The sequence below is a fragment of the Mycobacterium sp. 050134 genome, assembly GCF_036409085.1.
Classification (GTDB): domain Bacteria; phylum Actinomycetota; class Actinomycetes; order Mycobacteriales; family Mycobacteriaceae; genus Mycobacterium.
Window position 1 is genome coordinate 108,680 of record NZ_JAZGLV010000010.1, and the last position, 18,156, is coordinate 126,835.

Annotated in this window: 20 protein-coding genes and 1 pseudogene; 11 read left to right on the forward strand and 10 right to left on the reverse strand. The window is 70.1% G+C overall.

The genetic code is table 11. From position 1 onward, the window contains the following. Positions 1 to 38 precede the first annotated feature (38 nt). Both SKC42_RS13950 and SKC42_RS13955 read left to right on the forward strand, forming a co-directional pair. Positions 39 to 842: a GntR family transcriptional regulator gene (locus SKC42_RS13950; protein ID WP_330964891.1), complete on the forward strand. Its 804-nt coding sequence runs from the start codon at positions 39 to 41 to the stop codon at positions 840 to 842. A 68-nt stretch (positions 843 to 910) separates the two neighbouring features. Continuing rightward, positions 911 to 2,266, forward strand: coding sequence for an arylsulfatase (locus SKC42_RS13955; RefSeq protein ID WP_330964892.1), 1,356 nt, complete (start codon positions 911 to 913; stop codon positions 2,264 to 2,266). A gap of 29 nt (positions 2,267 to 2,295) precedes the next feature. Here the strand turns inward: SKC42_RS13955 and SKC42_RS13960 are convergent, their stop codons facing one another. The 4 genes from SKC42_RS13960 to SKC42_RS13975 all read right to left on the reverse strand — a co-directional run bounded on the left by SKC42_RS13960 (position 2,296) and on the right by SKC42_RS13975 (position 4,106). Then, a complete protein-coding gene (locus tag SKC42_RS13960; protein WP_330964893.1) occupies positions 2,296 to 2,505 on the reverse strand; it encodes a hypothetical protein in 210 nt (69 codons plus the stop codon). Next, positions 2,502 to 3,368 carry an SPFH domain-containing protein gene (locus tag SKC42_RS13965; protein ID WP_330964894.1) on the reverse strand — a complete coding sequence of 289 codons (867 nt, stop codon included), beginning with the start codon at positions 3,366 to 3,368 and terminating at the stop codon, positions 2,502 to 2,504. Before SKC42_RS13965 ends, SKC42_RS13960 begins: the two co-directional genes overlap by 4 nt. Positions 3,369 to 3,438: 70 nt before the next feature. After that, positions 3,439 to 3,753: a DUF202 domain-containing protein gene (locus tag SKC42_RS13970; protein WP_330964895.1), complete on the reverse strand. Its 315-nt coding sequence runs from the start codon at positions 3,751 to 3,753 to the stop codon at positions 3,439 to 3,441. After that, positions 3,753 to 4,106 carry a YidH family protein gene (locus SKC42_RS13975; RefSeq protein ID WP_330964896.1) on the reverse strand — a complete coding sequence of 118 codons (354 nt, stop codon included), beginning with the start codon at positions 4,104 to 4,106 and terminating at the stop codon, positions 3,753 to 3,755. The genes SKC42_RS13970 and SKC42_RS13975 overlap by 1 nt, the downstream gene beginning before the upstream one ends. Positions 4,107 to 4,331: 225 nt before the next feature. Between SKC42_RS13975 and SKC42_RS13980 the strand changes: the two genes are divergently transcribed. The 5 genes and pseudogenes from SKC42_RS13980 (at position 4,332) to SKC42_RS27735 (ending at position 8,101) form a co-directional block, all read left to right on the forward strand. Then, positions 4,332 to 5,744, forward strand: a complete 1,413-nt coding sequence (locus SKC42_RS13980) for an ABC transporter substrate-binding protein (protein ID WP_330964897.1) — start codon at positions 4,332 to 4,334, stop codon at positions 5,742 to 5,744. 31 nt (positions 5,745 to 5,775) lie between these two features. After that, positions 5,776 to 6,660: an ABC transporter permease gene (locus tag SKC42_RS13985; protein WP_330964898.1), complete on the forward strand. Its 885-nt coding sequence runs from the start codon at positions 5,776 to 5,778 to the stop codon at positions 6,658 to 6,660. Next, positions 6,657 to 7,418 carry an ABC transporter ATP-binding protein gene (locus SKC42_RS13990; RefSeq protein ID WP_330964899.1) on the forward strand — a complete coding sequence of 254 codons (762 nt, stop codon included), beginning with the start codon at positions 6,657 to 6,659 and terminating at the stop codon, positions 7,416 to 7,418. Before SKC42_RS13985 ends, SKC42_RS13990 begins: the two co-directional genes overlap by 4 nt. Before the next feature lie 45 nt (positions 7,419 to 7,463). Beyond that, positions 7,464 to 7,829 (forward strand): annotated as a pseudogene (locus SKC42_RS27730) (SulP family inorganic anion transporter); the annotation flags it as partial. A gap of 14 nt (positions 7,830 to 7,843) precedes the next feature. After that, positions 7,844 to 8,101: an STAS domain-containing protein gene (locus SKC42_RS27735; RefSeq protein ID WP_442932144.1), complete on the forward strand. Its 258-nt coding sequence runs from the start codon at positions 7,844 to 7,846 to the stop codon at positions 8,099 to 8,101. A gap of 18 nt (positions 8,102 to 8,119) precedes the next feature. Here the strand turns inward: SKC42_RS27735 and SKC42_RS14000 are convergent, their stop codons facing one another. After that, on the reverse strand, positions 8,120 to 8,572 hold the full coding sequence (locus SKC42_RS14000) for a hypothetical protein (protein ID WP_330964900.1): 453 nt from the start codon (positions 8,570 to 8,572) through the stop codon (positions 8,120 to 8,122). A 48-nt stretch (positions 8,573 to 8,620) separates the two neighbouring features. Between SKC42_RS14000 and SKC42_RS14005 the strand changes: the two genes are divergently transcribed. After that, positions 8,621 to 10,183, forward strand: a complete 1,563-nt coding sequence (locus SKC42_RS14005) for a purple acid phosphatase family protein (RefSeq protein ID WP_330964901.1) — start codon at positions 8,621 to 8,623, stop codon at positions 10,181 to 10,183. On the opposite strand, the gene SKC42_RS14010 is transcribed toward SKC42_RS14005, so the two are convergent. The 3 genes from SKC42_RS14010 to SKC42_RS14020 form a co-directional block, all read right to left on the reverse strand. Then, positions 10,184 to 11,206: an Rv2578c family radical SAM protein gene (locus SKC42_RS14010; protein ID WP_330964902.1), complete on the reverse strand. Its 1,023-nt coding sequence runs from the start codon at positions 11,204 to 11,206 to the stop codon at positions 10,184 to 10,186. 42 nt (positions 11,207 to 11,248) lie between these two features. Beyond that, positions 11,249 to 11,539, reverse strand: coding sequence for a CDGP domain-containing protein (locus tag SKC42_RS14015; RefSeq protein ID WP_330964903.1), 291 nt, complete (start codon positions 11,537 to 11,539; stop codon positions 11,249 to 11,251). Positions 11,540 to 11,690: 151 nt separating this feature from the next. After that, positions 11,691 to 12,575: an alpha/beta fold hydrolase gene (locus SKC42_RS14020; protein ID WP_330964904.1), complete on the reverse strand. Its 885-nt coding sequence runs from the start codon at positions 12,573 to 12,575 to the stop codon at positions 11,691 to 11,693. 95 nt (positions 12,576 to 12,670) lie between these two features. Here SKC42_RS14020 and SKC42_RS14025 point away from each other — a divergent pair, with 95 nt between their 5' ends. Continuing rightward, a complete protein-coding gene (locus tag SKC42_RS14025; RefSeq protein ID WP_330964905.1) occupies positions 12,671 to 13,285 on the forward strand; it encodes a TetR/AcrR family transcriptional regulator in 615 nt (204 codons plus the stop codon). Here the strand turns inward: SKC42_RS14025 and hisS are convergent. Together hisS and SKC42_RS14035 are read right to left on the reverse strand one after the other, a co-directional pair. Further along, positions 13,274 to 14,545: a histidine--tRNA ligase gene (gene hisS / locus SKC42_RS14030; protein ID WP_330964906.1), complete on the reverse strand. Its 1,272-nt coding sequence runs from the start codon at positions 14,543 to 14,545 to the stop codon at positions 13,274 to 13,276. The two genes, SKC42_RS14025 and hisS, sit on opposite strands and share 12 nt — an antisense overlap. Continuing rightward, positions 14,542 to 15,216, reverse strand: a complete 675-nt coding sequence (locus SKC42_RS14035; RefSeq protein ID WP_330964907.1) for an MBL fold metallo-hydrolase — start codon at positions 15,214 to 15,216, stop codon at positions 14,542 to 14,544. The genes hisS and SKC42_RS14035 overlap by 4 nt, the downstream gene beginning before the upstream one ends. Before the next feature lie 113 nt (positions 15,217 to 15,329). Here SKC42_RS14035 and SKC42_RS14040 point away from each other — a divergent pair, with 113 nt between their 5' ends. Beyond that, positions 15,330 to 16,226 carry a peptidylprolyl isomerase gene (locus SKC42_RS14040; protein ID WP_330964908.1) on the forward strand — a complete coding sequence of 299 codons (897 nt, stop codon included), beginning with the start codon at positions 15,330 to 15,332 and terminating at the stop codon, positions 16,224 to 16,226. Between the two features lie 58 nt (positions 16,227 to 16,284). After that, positions 16,285 to 18,078, forward strand: coding sequence for a protein kinase domain-containing protein (locus SKC42_RS14045; protein WP_330964909.1), 1,794 nt, complete (start codon positions 16,285 to 16,287; stop codon positions 18,076 to 18,078). The last annotated feature ends 78 nt before the right edge of the window (positions 18,079 to 18,156 follow it).

Genomic DNA, 18,156 nt, shown 5'->3' on the forward strand with positions numbered 1-18,156 from the left:
GTACCGCCACCACCGCCTCCAGCTGGCACAGTGGTGCCATGCCCAGTCGGCCCCACATCCCCCCGAAGGACTTCCCGCGTCCGCAGACCCGGGAGTACGCCGGCACCCGGGCCGACGCGGCCCGCTGGGTCCGCGACGTCCTGCGCGGCCAGATCCTCGAGGGAGCGTTCGGCGGGCTGGCGGCGGCGCGCCCGGCCCTGCCGTCGGAGTCGGCGCTGGCCACCGAATTGGGCGTGAGCCGCAACGCCATTCGCGAAGCGCTGAAGCTGCTGCGCGCCGAGGGGCTCATCACGCGCGTCCAGGGGTCCGGCACGTTCGTGACGGGCGCCAAGCTCCGCCAGCACCTGGACCGGTTGGAGGGCCTCGCCGAATCCCTGGCGGGCCACCGCATTCCGGTGGAGAACCGGGTGCTGTCCGTGCGCGAATCGACCGCCACGCCGTTCGTGGCCGCCAAGCTGCAACTGCCGGAGAACGCGCCGATCCTGTTCATCGAACGGCTGCGCTCGGTGGGCGGGGTGCCGTTGTCGTTGGACACCACGTCGCTGCGCGCCGGCGCGGTCCCCCTCGACGCCAACTTCGACTCCGACGACGTCTTCACCATCATCGAGACCAAACTCGGCGTCCGCCTGGGCTGGGCGGAGATCACCGTGGAGTCCGTGCTGGCCGACGCCACCACCTCGGAGCTGTTGCGTGTCCGGCCCGGAGCCCCGCTGTTGCTGCTGCACCGGCTCACGCACCTCGAGGACGGGACGCCCTTCGACCTGGAAACAGTTCGCTACCGCGGGGACCGCTGCTCCCTGGTCACCACCACACCCCGCGGTACCCGCGACCAGCCACCGTAAGCCTGGCCGCAGTCACCACCCTCACCGAACCCCGAACCGAACGACATCGATTGCGAGGTAATACCGTCATGCCCGAACGACCCAACATCGTCTACTTTCACGTCGACAACCTCGGCCTGGGCGAGCTCGGCTGCTACGGCGGCGGCATCCTGCGCGGGGCCGACACCAAGCGCATCGACGAGTTCGCCACCGAGGCGCTCAAGCTCTCCCACTTCGTCGTCGAGCCGCAGTGCACGCCGACCCGTTCGGCGCTGATGACCGGGCGCTACCCGATCCGCTCCGGAAACCACACCATCGCCCTCGGCGGCAACGACGGCGGCATCGTCGCCTGGGAGCGCACCATCGCCGACATCCTCTCCGAGGCCGGCTACGCCACCGCCTGCTACGGCAAGTGGCACATCGGCGCCGAGGACGGCCGCTGGCCCACCGACCACGGATTCGACGAATGGTACGGCCCGGCACGGACGTACGACGAGTGCCTGTGGCCCGACGACCCCTGGTACGACGGTGAGCGGGACGGCTACTCGTACATGTACGAGGGCACCAAGCAGGACGGTGTCCGCACCACCGACCAGCAGCTCACGGTCAAGCTCAAGGGCGAGGTCGACGGCGAATACGACCGCCGGGCAAAGGCATTCATGAAGCGCAGCGTCGAGGCGGGCAAGCCGTTCTACCTCTACCACAACCACTCGCTCATGCACTTCCCGATGGTGGTCCGCGAAGAGTTCAAGGGTCAGAGCACCAATGGCGAATGGGGCGACTCCCTGCTGATGCTCGACCACGATTTCGGCAGCATCCTCGACGCGCTCAAGGAACTGGGCATCGACGACAACACCGTGGTGGTGTTCGCCGGCGACAACGGCCCGGAGGACCACCTGCTCGGCCGCGGCACCGCCGGCTTCTTCGACGGCTCCTACTTCAGCTCGGCCGAGGGCGGCATCCGCACGCCCTGCCTGATCCGCTACCCCGGCCAGGTGCCGGTGCGCGAGAGCAACGAGATGGTGCATGTCACCGACATGTTCCCGACCCTGCTGCGGTGGGCCGGCTGCAACCCGCCCACCGACCGGATCATCGACGGCATCGATCAGCACGAATTCTTCTCGGGCGCCGAGGAATCCAGCCGTGAGGGCTGCATGGTCTGGCTGAACGAGGAACTCCACGCCGTCAAGTGGTCGCAGTTCAAGATCAGCTTCAAGCGCCAGCAGCATTTCCACGACCCGGAGATCCCGCTGGGCTTCGCCCGCATCATCAACCTGCTCGAGGACCCGAAGGAACGCGAGGCCGTCAACCAGACCTTCGTGCGGTGGTGGGTGATGCAGCACGCCCGCCGGCTGATCCGGCAGTTCGAGGAGAGCGTCGAGACCGAGGACCTCATCCCGTCCGGCGCGCCCATCGATTACGTTCCGCGCCAACGCGCTTCCTGACGTCACCACCGCGAACGCTCCGCCGGAAATCACTCCGCCGGGGCGTTCGTGGTTCGGGGCCGGCCCCGCTTGGGCGGCGGCGCCACGTGTTTCGGCATCCGGCCGGCGTCGTCGAGCGCCCGGCGCAGGATCATTTCGATCTGCCCGTTGAGGCTGCGGAATTCGTCGTTGGCCCAGCGGCTCAGCGCCTCGTGGACGGCGGGGTCGATCCGGAGCAGGACCTGTCGGCGGTCGCTCACGTGTACAGCGTGCCGGTGTTGACCACGGGCGAGGGCGGTTGGTCCGCGCAGAGCACCACCATGAGGTTGCTGACCATGCTCGCCGTGCGTTCCTCGTCGAGGGTCACCATGCCGGTGTCGGCGAGCTGCTCCAGCGCCAGCTTCACCATGCCGACCGCGCCCTCCACGATGCGGGTGCGGGCGGCGACGACGGCGCCCGCCTGCTGGCGGCGCAGCATCGCCTGCGCGATCTCTTGGGCGTAGGCCAGGTGGGAGATGCGGACCTCGACGATCTGCACCCCGGCGATCTCGACGCGCCGCGCCAGCTCGTCGGCCAGGTCGGCGACCACCCGGTCGGTGGAGCCGCGCAGCGAGGTGCCGGCACCGGCGGGGTCGTCGTAGGGGTGGCTGGTGGCGACCAGCCGCAACGCCGATTCGGCCTGCGCGGACACGAAGCCCTGGTAGTGGTCGACCGCGTAGGTGGCCTTGGCCGTGTCGGCGACCCGCCAGACCACGATCGCGGCGATCTCCACGGGGCTTCCGTCGGCATCGTTGACCTTCAGGCGCGCGGTCTCGAAGTTGCGCACCCGCAGGCTGACCGCGCGGCGCACGGTCAGTGGCACCACCCACCAGAACCCCGGACGACTCACGGTGCCGATGTAGTTGCCGAAGAACTGGATCACCGCGCTCTGCCCCGGCGCGACGATCACCAGCGAGGTGGCCACCAGGACGAGGGCCACGACCGGAAGCCACAGCAGCGCGGGCATCTCGTTGGCCGCCAGGATGATTCCGCCGACGCTCGCGGCCAGCGCCAGCACGCCGAGCCAGCCGGTGACGGCGCCGGCCGGGCGCTGGCGGATACCGGAAGTTTCGGAGCTGTCCATGGCATCGACCTCCTGCAGAATTGTGATAAAAAATGCTATCACTTTTCTACGCCCGTGCGGAGGCGGTCGGTCAGAGCAGCGGCAGCACCAGGTAGGCCGCCGCCGCGGCGGTGAGTGCCAGCATGGCGGCACCGGCCACCGCCACCGCCGCCGGCGCGGTCCGCGGCGGGCGGGTACGGAGCGTGCGCTGGCGGGTCCGGCCGACGAGGCAGAACAGCGCCGCGGCGGCCGCGACGAGGCCCACCAGCGCGAGCTGTCCCGCGCTGCTGTCCTGCACCAGCGGATCCTTCAGCATGACCAGTATCCCGTTGCCCGCCAAAGCAATCGACGTGCGCCGCCACGACAGCACGGTGCGCTCCGACTGCAGGCCGGTGTCGGGCACCATCAGCCGGCGGCGGTCGCGGCGAGCGCGAGGCCGACGAGCAGGCCACCGAGGGAAAGCAGGCCGGCGGCCAGCATGCCCGGGCCGGCCGGCCGCGGCAGCGGACGACCGCGGCGCATCGCGTCGTCGACCTGGCGCCAGCGCGACCAGCCGGCGGCCGACGTCGCCATCGCCAGCACACCGATCGCGCCGGCCGCGATGTGCCGCAGTCCCGGCACGGCGACGGGCGGCATGAACTGCGCCACCGCAATCGCGGCGGCCAGCAAGCCGAGGGCGGTGCGCTGCCAGGCGAGGAAAGTCCGCTCGTTGGCCAGCGTGAACCGGTAATCGGGCTCGGTCAGGCACGGTCCTTCCACACCGGCCACATTCCCCGGTTCCGATCGCCATCGCTAGCGAAGGCCCGGTGGCGTAACTTCCGCGTCATCCACGCGGCCGGAATCGCCGCTCCGGATCTCGGCGCGCACCCGCACTGACCTGCGAAAATCCGCCGATGGGAATGGCGTAACTGGCAGGCAACCTTCATTGATCGGCAGGTAACAGATTCCTCGGAGTCTGTTCACGTGTCCCGCAAACGTCGTTCGATGGCCATCATCGCCGCCGGCGCCGTGCTGGCGGCCTCGTCGCTGACGGGCTGCGGCGCGCTCGGCGAACCGACCGACGTGATCAACGTCGGGTACCAGTCCAAGACCATCAACACCGTCAACGCCGGAACGCTGATGCGCGATCGCGGCGACTTCGAGAACGCGCTCAAGGCGCTCGGCGCCAGCACCGGCAAGAAGTATCGCGTGGTGTGGCAGGACTTCGCGTCCGGCGCACCGCTCACCGCGCAGATGATCGCCTCCCACGTCGACATCGGATCCATGGGCGACTACCCCCTGCTGACCAACGGGTCGAAGACGAAGAAGTACGCCGACGCCGAGACCGAAATGGTCGCCGTCACCGGCTACAGCCTGCGGGGTTCCCTCAACCAGGTCGTGGTGCCGGCGACGTCCCCGGCGACCAGGCTCACCGATCTGGTCGGCAAGCGGGTCTCGACCAGCCTCGGCTCCGCCGGCGACGGCATGCTCTCGACCGCCCTCAAGCGGTCCGGGGTGGCCCCGGGCGCCGTGCACATCGTCAACCAGGACCCGGCCGTCGGGGCGTCGTCGATCGACGGCCACCAGGTCGACGCCCTGGGCCAGTTCGTGCCGTGGCCGCAGTTGGTGATCTTTCGCAACCAGGGCCGCCTGCTGTACGACGGCGGCGACAACAACGTGCCCACCTTCCACGGCGTGGTGGTGCGCAAGCAGTTCGCCGACCGCAACCCCGACGTGCTGGCCGCCTTCATGACGGCGATGTCGGCGACGACGAATTACCTTCTCGCCAACCCGCTTCCGGCCGCGCTGCGCGTCGGCAAGCTCACCGGCATCGAACCCGAGGTCGTCTACCTGTACAACGGCCCCAACGGCCTGGTGTCGTTCGACATGACGCCCAAGCGGCAATTCGTCGACGCCCTGCAACAGATCAAGGGATTCCTCATGCAACGGGGGTCGGTCGCGCGCTCGTTCGACGTTGGCGCCTTCGTCAACGACACGTACGTCCGGCGGCTGTTCGGGGCCGACTACGAGCGGCGCCGCAACGACCTGACCAATCCCGACCGGCTCACCGGGGGCGACGGGCTGTGCGGGCTGCCGGTCGGCGACGCCACCCAGGCCTCGGAGCTGTGGCTCTCCGGTGCCGACCGGACCGAGGTCGCCGCGACCCCGACCTGCCTGCTGCGCCACGTCGCCGCTGCCACCGCGAAGGTGCGGGCCGCGTACACCCCCGACACCGTCACGGGCACGCGGCTTTTCGCCGACCACGCCACCTGGCTCGCCGACCCGGCGGCGCCCCCCACCCGGCGGTACAAACCCTTCGCCACCCAGGACGCCGCGAACACCTACCGCGGGCAACAGCCGCAGACGACGCCGATCTCCTACGCCGCAGCGGTGTCGCTGTCGCGATCATCCGGTTGACGCGAAATCCCCGCCTAACAAAGGAAACTCGATGACCAATACCCTCACCCTGGGCAACCTGAGAGTCCGGCCCAGCCGCCCCGCCGCCACCACGGACTCGCGGCGGCGGCACCCCCGGGGGCCGCTGGCGTCGGCGTCCGCCCGCCACCGCGCCGCGGCGATCGTCCTGCCACTGGTGCCCGTCGCGGTGTTCGTCGCGTTGTGGCAGGTGCTGACCGACCACAACGTGGTGGCGTGGCTGAGGTTCAACCGCATGCCGACGCCGGCCGGCGTGCTGCACGCCCTGCTCGCCCGGGTGACGTCGGGCGGCTACTACGACGACCTGCTCGCCAGCCTGCAGCGCATCCTGTTCGGCTTCGGGCTCGCGGCGGTCGCCGGCATCGCCCTTGGCGTCCTGATCGGGCGATCGTCGATCGCGCGAATGACGCTGCGGCCCTTCGTCGAGATCGTCCGGCCCATCCCCGCGATCGCCCTGGTTCCGCTGACGATCCTGCTGTTCCCGTCGAGTGAGCAGGGCATCGTGTTCATCACCTTCTTCGCCGCCATCTTCCCCGTGCTGGTCAGCACCATCCATGCGATGGACTCGCTCCCGAAGGTGTGGGAGGACGCCGCCCGGACGATGGGTGCGGGCCGGTTGTCGGTGCTCTGGCATGTCGTCCTGCCGGGCGCGCTGCCGGGCATCTTCGCCGGCCTCTCGGTCGCGATGGGCGTCGCGTGGATCTGCGTGGTCAGCGCCGAAATGATCTCCGGGCAGTTCGGCATCGGCTACTACACGTGGCAGTCGTACGGCCTGCTCGACTACCCCGGGGTGGTCGTCGGGATGATTTCGATCGGCGCCCTGGGCCTGGCCACCGCGTGGCTCGTCGAGCGCCTCGGACGCCGCGTCAACCGCTGGCTGCCCAGGACCGGGCGATGAGCATCGGCGCCGCGGTCACCCTCGACAACCTGCGGCTCGGGTTCAACGGCGTCACCGCCGCCCAGGTTTCCCTGACCGTCGAGCCCGGCGAGATCGTGGTCTTCCTGGGCCCGTCGGGTTGCGGGAAGTCGACCATCCTGCGCGCCCTGGCCGGTCTCCTGCAGCCCATGGGCGGCACCGCCACCGTCGACGGCGCGGCCGTCACCGGCAACGACGCCCACTGCGCCATGGTCTTTCAGGAGGACGCGCTCTTCCCGTGGCGCACCGCGCGCAAGAACGTCCAGTACCCGCTGAAGCTGCGCGGCCTGCGCGGCAAGGAACTCAGGCGCCAGGCCGCGGCCCGGCTCGAGCAGGTGGGCCTGGGCGACTACCTCGACCACCTGCCGGGGCACCTCTCCGGCGGCATGCGGCAGCGGGTGCAGCTCGCCCGCACCCTGGCGTGCGAGCCGCGGGTGATGCTGATGGACGAGCCATTCGGGGCGCTGGACGCCCAAACCCGCCTCGACATGCAGAAGCTGCTGGTATCGGTGTGGGAGGCGCAGAAGATGACGATCCTGTTCGTCACCCACGACGTCGACGAAGCGCTGCTGCTGGCCGACCGCGTCGTGCTGCTGAGCCACCGGCCCGCCACCGTGGCCGACGTCATCACCATCGACCGGCCGCGGTCGCCCGAGGCCCAATTCGGCGAGCCGTTCCAGCGCCGGCGCGCCGCCATCCTCGAATTCCTCGGGCACGGCCCGACGCTCGGCACGCACTGACTCGGCGGCGCCCCGCGCCGACCCCCGCACCGAAGGAGACCCGCGGTGAGCATCAGCCTGAGCAGACCCGCCCGCCTGCCCACCCCCGCACGGCTGCGCACCGAAGCGCTGGCCGGCCTGGTGGTCGCGCTGGCGCTGATCCCGGAGGCGATCTCGTTCTCGATCATCGCCGGGGTCGACCCGCGCGTCGGGTTGTTCGCATCGGTGACGATGGCCGTCAGCATCGCCGTCTTCGGCGGCAGGCCGGCCATGATCTCGGCCGCCACCGCTTCGGTGGCTCTGGTGGTCGCCCCGGTCGCGCGCCGGCACGGGCTGGACTACCTCATCGCCACCATCATCCTGGCAGGCGCCATCCAGATCCTGCTGGGCGCCATCGGCGTCGCCAAGCTGATGCGGTTCATCCCGCGCACAAGGCCGACCACGCTATCCGGACCTACCGGGTGCGTGGCGAGCTGTTCTTCGCGTCGAGCAACGACCTGGTGCACCGGTTCGACTACGTGGACGACCCGAACAGCGTCGTCATCGACCTCAGCGACGCCGACATCTGGGACGCATCGAGCGTGGCGAGCCTGGACTCGATCCGGCAGAAGTACGCCAGCAAGGGCAAGTCGGTGCAGATCACCGGCCTCGACGACGCCACACTGGAGCGCCTCGGCCGCCTCTCGGGGCGCCTCGCGATCTGAGCGCGGCGGCCGCGCCGGCTACCAGCGCCGCGTGGAGCAGGTCACCCCGGTGGTCGCGCTCTGGGTCACCACGACCTGGCCGTCGACGGCGATCTGGCACTGGATCTGCGGGGTGTTCGACGAGTCGCAGTCCGGCCAATGGCACCCGCCGCTGGCCGTGACGATCGCCCACTGGTTGGGGTTGGCCAGCGTCGCGTTGTACACCAGCGGCTGTCCCGCGGTGAACGCCGTCTGCACGGAGTTCATGTACTGCGACGAGTTAGCGTCGTAGGCGGCCTGGCTGGGCGGATCGGTGTTCATGTAGCGCACATTGCCGGTCAGATTGCCGGTGGCGGTGATCGTGTACGTCACCTGATGGCCGGCCGGATCGGCAAACGAGGTCGCAGGCGTAACCGCCATCGCGAGGGCTGCAGCAAACGTCGCACATCCGGCTTTCGAGATCGCGCTGGTCACTTTCTGCACGTTCCTCATGTCGCGAACGCTACCGGATTCGTTACGTGGCTCGGGTATGAAGCAACTATGAGTGACGGTGCGGGCATCAGCCGGCGCAGGCTGCTGACGACGAGCGCCGCCTCCGCCGTTTTCGGGGCGGGCATCGGCGGCGGGGCGGCGGTGCTGTGGTCGCACCCGCACGCCGGGGTCTGGTACCAGCCGGACCGCACCGGCGCGCCGCCGGTGTCCGGGCTGCACCTGCAATTCGGCAGGGACGCCGCCACGGAGGTGGTGGTGTCGTGGCACACCGTCGACGCCGTCCGCAACCCGCGGGTCATGCTCGGCACGCCCGCCTCCGGATTCGGCCGCACCGTGCCCGCCGAGACCCGCACGTACCGGGACGCCATGTCGAACGTCGAAGTCCGCGTCTACCACGCGCGGCTGACGGGCCTGTCCCCCGACACCGACTACGTCTACGCCGCGGTGCACGACGGCGCCGACCCCGAAACGGGGACCGTGCGCACCGGCCCGTCCGGGCGAAAACCGCTGCGGTTCACCAGCTTCGGCGATCAGTCCACGCCCACGCTGGAGCGGCTGCCCGACGGCAGCTACGGGACGGACAACATCGGGTCGCCCGCCGCGGCGGACACCACGCTGGCGATCGAACGCCTGGCCCCGCTGTTCAACCTGGTCAACGGCGACCTGTGCTACGCGAACCTCGCCCACGACCGGGTGCGCACCTGGTCGAACTGGTTCGAGAACAACACCCGGTCGGCGCGCTTCCGCCCGTGGATGCCGGCCGCGGGCAATCACGAGAACGAATTGGGCAACGGGCCAATCGGTTACGGCGCCTACCAGGCGTACTTCACGGTGCCCGATTCGGGCGCCGGGCCCGAGTTCCGCGGGCTGTGGTACTCGTTCACCGCCGGCTCCGTCCGGGTGATCAGCCTGAACAACGACGACGTGGCGTTCCAGGACGGGGGGAACTTCTACGTGCACGGCTATTCGGGCGGGGAGCAAAAGCGTTGGCTTGCGGGAGAACTCGACGCCGCGCGTCGTGACCCGGGCATCGACTGGGTGGTGGTCTGCATGCATCAGACGGCGATCTCCACCGCCGACAAAGCCAACGGCGCGGACCTGGGGATCCGCGAGCAATGGCTGCCGCTGTTCGACCAGTACCAAGTGGACCTGGTGGTGTGCGGCCACGAGCACCACTACGAACGGTCACACCCGCTGCGCGGAACGCTGCCGACCGACACCCGGACACCGATCCCCGTGGACACCCGCTCCGACCTCATCGACGCCACCCGCGGCACGGTGCACCTCGTCATCGGCGGGGGCGGAACGTCCGCCCCGACCAACGGGTTCTTGTTTCCCCAGCCACGGTGCCGGGTGCTGACCGGCGTCGGCGCGTTCGACCCGGGGCTCGGCCGCAAGGCCCCGATCTACGTGCTGGAGGACGCGCCGTGGTCGGCGTTCCGCGACCGCGACAACGCCTACGGCTTCGCGTCCTTCGACGTCGACCCCGGCGCGCCCGGCGGCAACACCTCGATCAAGGCGACCCACTACGCCCCGAGCGGCCCGCTGGGCGCGGTGACCGTGGTGGACGAGTTCACCCTGACCAAGCCGCGCCGCGACAACCCGAAGTAGTCAGAACAACGTCGGCTCGAGGGGTTGGACCGCGCCCGCGGCGGCCCGCGGAAAGGGGCGGTGGTCGCCGCCGAGCCGGTGCTTGGCGATCAGCAGGGCCGCCCGGTCCCGCAGCATGTCGCGGTAGCCCTGCGGCAGGTACGGGCCGCGCCGGTACAGCTCGCGGTAGCGGCCGACCAGCTCGGGATGCGAGCGCGCCAGCCAGGACATGAACCACCCGCGGGTGGAGCCGCGCAGGTGCAGGCCGAAGACGGTGACGCCGGTGGCGCCGGCCGCCTTGATCTGGCCGAGCAGGTGGTCGAGCTGCTCGACCGAGTCGGTGAGGTGCGGCAGCACCGGCGCGACCATCACATGGCATCCCAGGCCGGCGTCGCGGACCGCGGTGATGAGGCCCAGGCGCGCCTGTGGCGTCGGGGTGCCGGGCTCGACGTCGCGGTGCAGTTCGGGGTCGCCGACCGCCAGCGACACCGCAACCGACAGCGGAACCTGTTGTGCCGCATCGGCGATCAGCGGCAGGTCGCGGCGCAGCAATGTGCCCTTGGTGAGGATCGACAGCGGCGTACCCGACTGGGCCAGCGCGCCGATGATGCCGGGCATCAGCGCGTAGCGGCCCTCGGCGCGCTGATAGGGGTCGGTGTTGGTGCCCAGCGCGACGGTCTCGCGCTGCCACGACGCCCGGCGCAACTCCCGGCGCAGCACCTCGACGACGTTGGTCTTGACGACCACCTGGGTGTCGAAGTCCGTGCCGCAGTCGAGGTCCAGGTACTCGTGGGTGGGCCGGGCGAAGCAATAGCGGCAGGCGTGCGAGCAGCCGCGGTAGCCGTTGACCGTGTACCGGAACGGCAACGCGGCGGCGTTCGGCACCTTGTTCAGCGCGGACTTGCAGAGCACCTCGTGAAACGTGATGCCCTCGAACTGCGGCGCCGGCACGCTGCGGACGAGGCCGATCCGCTGCAGCCCGGGTAGCGCCCCGTCCTCGACGGGCGTCCCGTTGACCGCGACGGCCTGGCTCGCCCAGCGCATCCCCCTATTCGAACATCAGTTCGATGGCGTGGTCAAGCCCGCTCAGCCGTCGATGTGCGTCGGCGGGTCGGAGAAGGAGAAGTCCGGGGGGCGCTGGTCGGGTCCCATCACATCGCAGCGCCGCTCGGGCATGAGGAACGAGCTGGCACCGCTGAGCACCAGGTGGGTGAATGCCACACACCGCTGCCAGGTGCCGTCGGGCTGAATGGGGCCGTCGCACTTGCTGAGGAAGGCTCCACCGTACTGGCAGCCGGCGCTGGCCGGCGGCGCCGCGGCGATCAACCCGGCGGCCGTCACCAGGGCGGCAACGCCGCCGACGATGCTGCGCTTCATGGCTGCCTCCCGCCATACGACCGCTGGGCGTTCCATGACGCTACCGCGTATCACGACGGTTCGGGCAACCTCATCCCAGCGGGGCGTGATGCGTCGCGTCGCGCCCCGCCCAGCCCCCTCCCGACGGCGCGGACGGCGCGCCGCCGCCACGTCAGCGCGACCCCGCGCGTTCGGTGAGCGCGACGATGCGATCGGCCAGCTGCGGGTAACTGTCTTCGGGAAAGAAGTGCCGACCGGGCAATGCCGTGGGGCGATCGAGGCCGGCCATCCGAGCGGCGATCCGGCCGTGCTTGTTCAGCGTGAGGAACGGATCGTCCACACCCCACACCACCTGGACGGGGTAGCGGGTGCTCGCCACCACGGCGGCATAGAGCTCCGTCTTTGCCCGCGTGGTCTCGAGCCCGCGCATCATCCGGCGGAAGGCCCGCGCCCCGTCGGGGCCCAGCAAAAGCCGTTGGTGGACCATGATTTCGGCGTCCGTGGTCGGCGAGTCGGGCGACAGGCCGGTCGCGCGCATCAACAGCCGAAACACCGGCCCGCGACCGGTGGCCAGCCACACGCGGTCGAGGACCGGCCAGGCGAACGGCCTCATCGGCGGCGGCGGCCGAAAGGTGTGCGCCTCGACCACGGTGTTGAGGATGGTCAGCGAGGCGACCCGCTCCGGTGCGCGGGCGGCGATCTCGAAACCCACCGGGCCCCCGAAATCGTGCACGACCAGGTGGAAACGCTCGACGTCCAGCGCGTCGAGCGTTTCCGAGAGATGGCGGCCGAGGCCGGTCCAGGAATAATCGAAATCCACTGGGCGCCCGGATAAGCCGAGACCGGGCAGGTCCGGCGCCAGGCCGCGCAGGCCCCTCCCGGCGAGCTCGGGAAGCAACCGGCGCCACAGAAAGCTCGACACCGGCACGCCGTGCAGGCAAACCACGGGAACCGAACCGCTGCCCTCGTCACGCACGAACGTCCGCAGTCCCCCGACGTCGACAAAGTGCCCCGCACTCCGGTGCGCGTCGATCAGTCCCGCTGTCTCGTCACCCATGCCAGCCCTCCTCCTACCCATCTTGAACCGATCAGTTCAAGATAACAGGACGCGTGTTAGGGTGGAAGCCCGATCGAGAACGTTGTTTGAGGAACATGCCCGACGTCAAGCACTTCGACGTGACCGCCGCTCTCGACGCGGTGGTGGCGCTCTTCTGGCGAAATGGCATGGCGGCGACGGGCATTCAGGACATCACTGCCGCGACCGGCCTGAACCGCTCGAGTCTGTACGCCACCTTCGGCAACAAGCAGAGTCTGTACGTGTCGGCGTTACGGCGCTACATCGACACCTGGGCGACGCCGGCGTTTCGTCACCTCACCGACAGCGATCGCGGGCTGGCGGCGATCACCGATTTCTTCGACGCACTGATCCGGCTTCGCTGCGAGAGTCCCTTCGCCGGCTGGGGTTGCATGGTCGCCAACGCCAATGCCGGCATCGAGGTGCGGGACCCGGAGATCCGCGAGTTCCTCGATCGGCACCACCTGCAGCTGCGCGCCGCGCTGCGCGCCGCGCTCGAGACCGCCCGCCGCCAGGAACAGCTGCCCGCCGACACCGACCTCGACGCGGCGGCGGACATGCTCGTCTCGCTCACCTACGCCCTTAACCTGCGCTCGCGTTCCGATGCCGACGCCGCGGCGCTGCGCGAGATCGCGGCGCGAACCATCGCGTCGATCGGCGGGAAGACGGGACCGGGCCCCTCACCGGCCTAGCCGGGCAAGCACCTCCGCGACGACGGCGTCCGTCGGCACCGACACCTGCTCACCCGTCGTGAGATCCTTCACCCCGACCGTGCCCGCCTCGATGTCGCGATCGCCGAGCACCAGCGCGATGCGCGCCCCGGAGCGGTCGGCCGCGCGCATCGCGCCCTTGAGCCCGCGATCGCCGTAGGCCAGGTCGACGCGGGCGCCGGAGGCGCGTAACTGCGCGGCCAGCACCGCCAGCCGCAGCTTGGCGGGCTCGCTCAGCGGCACGCCGAACACGTCGCAACGTGCCGTCTCCCCCACGGTCTTGCCCTCGGCGCGCAGCGCCAGCAGGGTGCGGTCCACGCCGAGCCCGAAACCGATGCCGGACAGGTCCTGTCCGCCCAGCTCGCGCATCAGGCCGTCATAGCGCCCACCGCCGCCGATGCCGGACTGCGCGCCCAGCCCGTCGTGCACGAACTCGAAGGTGGTCTTGGTGTAGTAGTCCAGCCCGCGGACCATGCGCGGGTTGAGCACGTACGGCACGCCCAGGGCGTCCAGGTGCGCCAGCACGGTGTCGAAGTGCTGCTTGGCGACGTCGGACAGGTGGTCCAGCAGTACCGGCGCGTCGGCCGTCATCGCCCGCACGGCCGGGCGCTTGTCGTCGAGCACCCGCAGCGGGTTGATCTCGGCGCGCCGCCGGGTCTCAGCGTCCAGATCGAGCCGGAAGAGGAAGTCCTGCAACAACTCCCGGTATTGGGGCCGGCACGTTTCATCGCCCAGCGAGGTGATTTCCAGCCGGAACCCGTCGAGCCCCAGCGAGCGGAACCCGGCGTCGGCGACCGCGATCACCTCGGCGTCCAGCGCCGGGTCGTCGACCCCGATCGCCTCGACGCCGACCTGCTGCAGCTGGCGGTAGCGCCCGGCCTGGGGACGCTCGTAGCGGAAGAACGGCCCGGCATAACAGAGTTTGACCGGAAGCGCGCCGCGGTCGAGGCCGTGCTCGATCACCGCGCGGACGACGCCGGCGGTCCCCTCGGGCCGCAACGTCACCGAGCGGTCACCACGGTCGGCGAACGTGTACATCTCCTTGGAGACCACGTCGGTCGACTCGCCGACGCCGCGCGCGAACAGGGCGGTGTCCTCGAAGATGGGCAGCTCGATGTGGCCGTACCCGGCTCGGCGCACGGCGCCGAGCAGCCCGTCGCGCACCGCCACGAACTGCGCGGAGTCGGGCGGCACGTAGTCGGGCACCCCCTTGGGCGCCGAAAGGGCAGCGAACTCCGTCACGGGCTCAACCCTTCCAGGAAGGGATTCAGCCGCCGCTCGGCACCGATCGTGGTGGCGTTGCCGTGCCCGGGGAGCACCACGGTGTCGTCGTCGAGGACCAGCAGCTTGCCGACGATCGAGGTGAGCAGGTCGCGGCCGCTGCCGCCGTGCAAGTCGGTGCGCCCCACCGAGCGCTCGAAGAGCGTGTCACCCGTCAGCACCACGTCGGCGCCGGACTTGGCCGCCTGGGCGAGGCGGAATACCACCGACCCGCGCGTGTGCCCGGGCGTGTGATCGACGCTGACGCTCACGTTGCCCAGGTCGAGCTTGTCCCCGTCGCGGTCGAGCTCGACGACCTGCTTGGGCTCGCGGAAGAACGCCCCCGCCACCAGCTGCGCCATCCGGGGTCCCAGCCCGTAGATCGGGTCCTTCAACATGAACCGGTCCTCGGGGTGCACGTAGGTGGGACACCCGTAGGTGTCCGACACCTTCTGCGCGGACCACATGTGGTCGATGTGCCCGTGGGTCAGCAACACCGCGGCCGGGGTCAGCCGATTCTCGTCGAGAATGCGCCGCAGCGGGCCCATCGCCCGCTGTCCCGGATCGACGATGATGGCGTCCGCTCCGGGCCGCTCGGCCAGCACGTAGCAGTTGCACTGCAACATGCCGGCGGGAAATCCGGTGATCAACACGATTCCCAGTTTCCCACCTCCGGCGGGCCCGCTTGACACGGGTCGCGGCTGCCGCACTAGCCTGAGCTGGCGAACTCGGGGCCCAACTCACCGAACATGGAGGCGTACCGGCCGTGCCGACCAACGAACAGCGACGCGCCAACGCCAAGCGCAAGCTCGAACGTCAGCTGGAACGCCGCGCGAGGCAGGCCCGGCGGCGCCGCATCATGGTGATCGCCGCCGGCGCGACCGCCGCCGTGGCCGTAATCGCCGTGGTGGTGATCGCGATCGTCAACACCAAGCACGAGCAGAAAAGCACCACCGCCGCGACGTCGACCACGCCCAGCGGCACCGCCGAGTCGACGACGCCGCCGCCCACCCAGCCGGGGGCGGTTCCGCCGCTGCCGCCGTTCAAGCCGTCGGCCAACCTGGGCGCCAACTGCCAATACCCCGCCTCGTCGGACCAGCCCGTCAAACAGGTCAAGCCGCCCCGCTCCGGCAAGGTGCCGACCGACCCCGCGCAGGTGAGCGCGAGCATGGCCACCAGCCAGGGCAACATCGGGCTGATGCTGGCGAACAACGAATCGCCTTGCACCGTCAACAGTTTCGCGAGCCTCATCGGCCAGAAGTACTTCGACAACACGAAGTGCCACCGGCTGACCACCTCGCAGGGCCTGGGGGTGCTGCAGTGCGGTGATCCCAAGGGCGACGGCACCGGCGGGCCGGGATACCAATTCGCCAACGAGTACCCCACGGATCAGTACCCGCCGAATGACCCGAAGGCGCAGGAGCCGGTCATCTATCCGCGTGGCACGCTGGCGATGGCCAACGCCGGACCGGGCACCAACGGCAGCCAGTTCTTCTTGGTCTACAAGGACTCTCAGCTGCCGCCCCAGTACACGGTCTTCGGCACCATCCAGCCCGACGGGCTGGCCACCCTCGACAAGATCGCCAAGGCGGGCGTCGCCGGCGGCGGCGAGGACGGGGCGCCGGCCATCGACGTCACGATCAGATCGCTGCTGCTCGACTGACCTTCGGATCGGCGCGACTTACCCCTCTACATGGCCGTGATTCGCTTATGGTCTTTTGGTGAACATCGATCCGGAAACGTTCGGCCGCTATCAGATACAGGGGCTGCTCGGGCGCGGCGGCATGGGACGCGTGTACCGCGCGTTCGACCCCGCGACCGACCGGGTCGTCGCTCTCAAGGTTCTCCCTCCCCACCTGGCTGAAGACGAGGATTTTCAGAGGCGGTTCCGCCGGGAGGCCCGCATAGCGGCGGGCCTCAACGACCCGCACGTGGTGCCCATCCACGGTTACGGCGAGCTCGACGGCCGGCTGTACGTCGACATGCGGTTGATCGAGGGCCGCGACCTGAGCGAGTTCATCGCCGAAAGCGGGGGTCGGCTCAGCCCCGAGCAGGCGGTCGCGGTGATCGAACAGGTCGCCGCCGCACTCGATACGGCCCACGCGGCGGGCCTGATTCACCGCGACATCAAGCCGAAGAACATCCTGGTCACCACCGCCCGCAACTTCGTCTACCTGATCGACTTCGGCCTCGCGCGCACGATGACCGACACCGCGCTCACGCAGACCGGCCACACGATGGGCACCGTGGCCTACCTGGCGCCCGAGCGCTTCAGGGGCACAACGGATCACCGCGCCGACATCTACTCGCTGGCCTGCGTGCTGTACGAATGCCTCACCGGGAAGCGGCCCTTCACCGGCGACAGTCTGGAAGAGCAGCTCAACGCGCACCTGTACACGCCGCCGCCCCTGCCCTCCGCGGACGCACCGGGCATCCCGCGTGCGCTCGACGCGGTGGTCGCTCGCGGCATGGCCAAGGACGTCGACCAGCGCTATCAATCGGCCATCGAGTTCGCCGAAGCGGCGCGCGCGGCGTTGAGCGGCGCGGCGCCCGCACCCGCACCCGCACCCGCGCCGGCGTGGGCGGCGCCGCCGCCACCGCCCCAGCCACCCACTCGGCACGTGCCCTACGCCCCGCCGCCGGCCGGCGGGCCACCCGAGCCGCGTCCGGCCCCGAGCCCGCCCGCGCAGTCCCGGCGGTTGCTGCTGGGTGTCGTCGGGGCATCGGTCCTGGCGCTGGTCGCGGTGGTGGCGCTCGTCATCGCCCTGGTAACCAGGGACGACGGCGCCGGATCCAGTACGGCCTCGAGCACCCCGGTCCGCGGGGTGGTGCCCAACAGGGCGGGAGCCGGGTCGACCGCCGCGGCGGCCCCCACCGTGCCGCCCCTGCCGGCGTTCGCGCCGCCGACCGACCCGGGCGTCAATTGTCAGTACCCGGCGTCGTCGGAGCCGGCCAGCAAGCCCGTCAACCCGCCGCCCGCGGGCAAGGTGCCGACCGATCCCGCCGAAATCCCGGCTACGTTGTCCACCAACTTCGGTGACATCGGCATCCGCCTCGCCAACTCCGAGTCCCCGTGCGCCGTCAACAGCTTCACCAGCCTGGCCCGCCAGCAGTTCTTCGACAACTCCGAGTGCGGCCGGCTGACCGTCCAGCCGGACGGGGGCATGTTGCTGTGCGGCGGACCCGGCCCCGAAGGCAGCGGCGGCCCGGGCTACGAATACGCCGACGAATACCCGACCAACCAGTACGCCCCCGGCGACCCGGCGCTCCGCCAGACCGTGCTGTATCCCCGCGGCACGATCACCTTGGCCACGGTCGGCGCCAACTCCAATGGCAGCCAGTTCAACCTGGTGTTCAAGGACGCCGAGATGGAGCCCACGTCCACCGTCCTGGGTTCGATCGACGAGACGGGGCTGGCCATCCTCGACAAGATCGCCGGCGGCGGGGTTGCTGGCGATCGTCAGACGGGCATGCCCGCGTCGACGGTCACGATCAAATCGGTGCGGGTCGGCTAGAACGGGCGGCGGGTACTCGCCGCCGAGATGGCCACAGCGGTCGTGGTCCGCGGGGAAATCATGACCCGCACCGCAATT

Excerpts from the sequence above, each read along its gene's own strand:
- SKC42_RS13985 (WP_330964898.1), top strand. The coding sequence starts at position 5,776 with ATGACCAATACCCTCACCCTGGGCAACCTGAGAGTCCGGCCCAGCCGC.
- SKC42_RS14025 (WP_330964905.1), top strand. The coding sequence starts at position 12,671 with ATGCCCGACGTCAAGCACTTCGACGTGACCGCCGCTCTCGACGCGGTG.
- SKC42_RS13965 (WP_330964894.1), bottom strand. The coding sequence starts at position 3,368 with ATGGACAGCTCCGAAACTTCCGGTATCCGCCAGCGCCCGGCCGGCGCC.
- SKC42_RS14005 (WP_330964901.1), top strand. The coding sequence starts at position 8,621 with ATGAGTGACGGTGCGGGCATCAGCCGGCGCAGGCTGCTGACGACGAGC.
- SKC42_RS14010 (WP_330964902.1), bottom strand. The coding sequence starts at position 11,206 with ATGCGCTGGGCGAGCCAGGCCGTCGCGGTCAACGGGACGCCCGTCGAG.
- SKC42_RS13980 (WP_330964897.1), top strand. The coding sequence starts at position 4,332 with ATGGCCATCATCGCCGCCGGCGCCGTGCTGGCGGCCTCGTCGCTGACG.
- SKC42_RS13950 (WP_330964891.1), top strand. The coding sequence starts at position 39 with ATGCCCAGTCGGCCCCACATCCCCCCGAAGGACTTCCCGCGTCCGCAG.
- SKC42_RS14020 (WP_330964904.1), bottom strand. The coding sequence starts at position 12,575 with ATGGGTGACGAGACAGCGGGACTGATCGACGCGCACCGGAGTGCGGGG.
- SKC42_RS14000 (WP_330964900.1), bottom strand. The coding sequence starts at position 8,572 with ATGAGGAACGTGCAGAAAGTGACCAGCGCGATCTCGAAAGCCGGATGT.
- SKC42_RS13970 (WP_330964895.1), bottom strand. The coding sequence starts at position 3,753 with ATGGTGCCCGACACCGGCCTGCAGTCGGAGCGCACCGTGCTGTCGTGG.
- SKC42_RS13990 (WP_330964899.1), top strand. The coding sequence starts at position 6,657 with ATGAGCATCGGCGCCGCGGTCACCCTCGACAACCTGCGGCTCGGGTTC.
- SKC42_RS14015 (WP_330964903.1), bottom strand. The coding sequence starts at position 11,539 with ATGAAGCGCAGCATCGTCGGCGGCGTTGCCGCCCTGGTGACGGCCGCC.
- SKC42_RS13955 (WP_330964892.1), top strand. The coding sequence starts at position 911 with ATGCCCGAACGACCCAACATCGTCTACTTTCACGTCGACAACCTCGGC.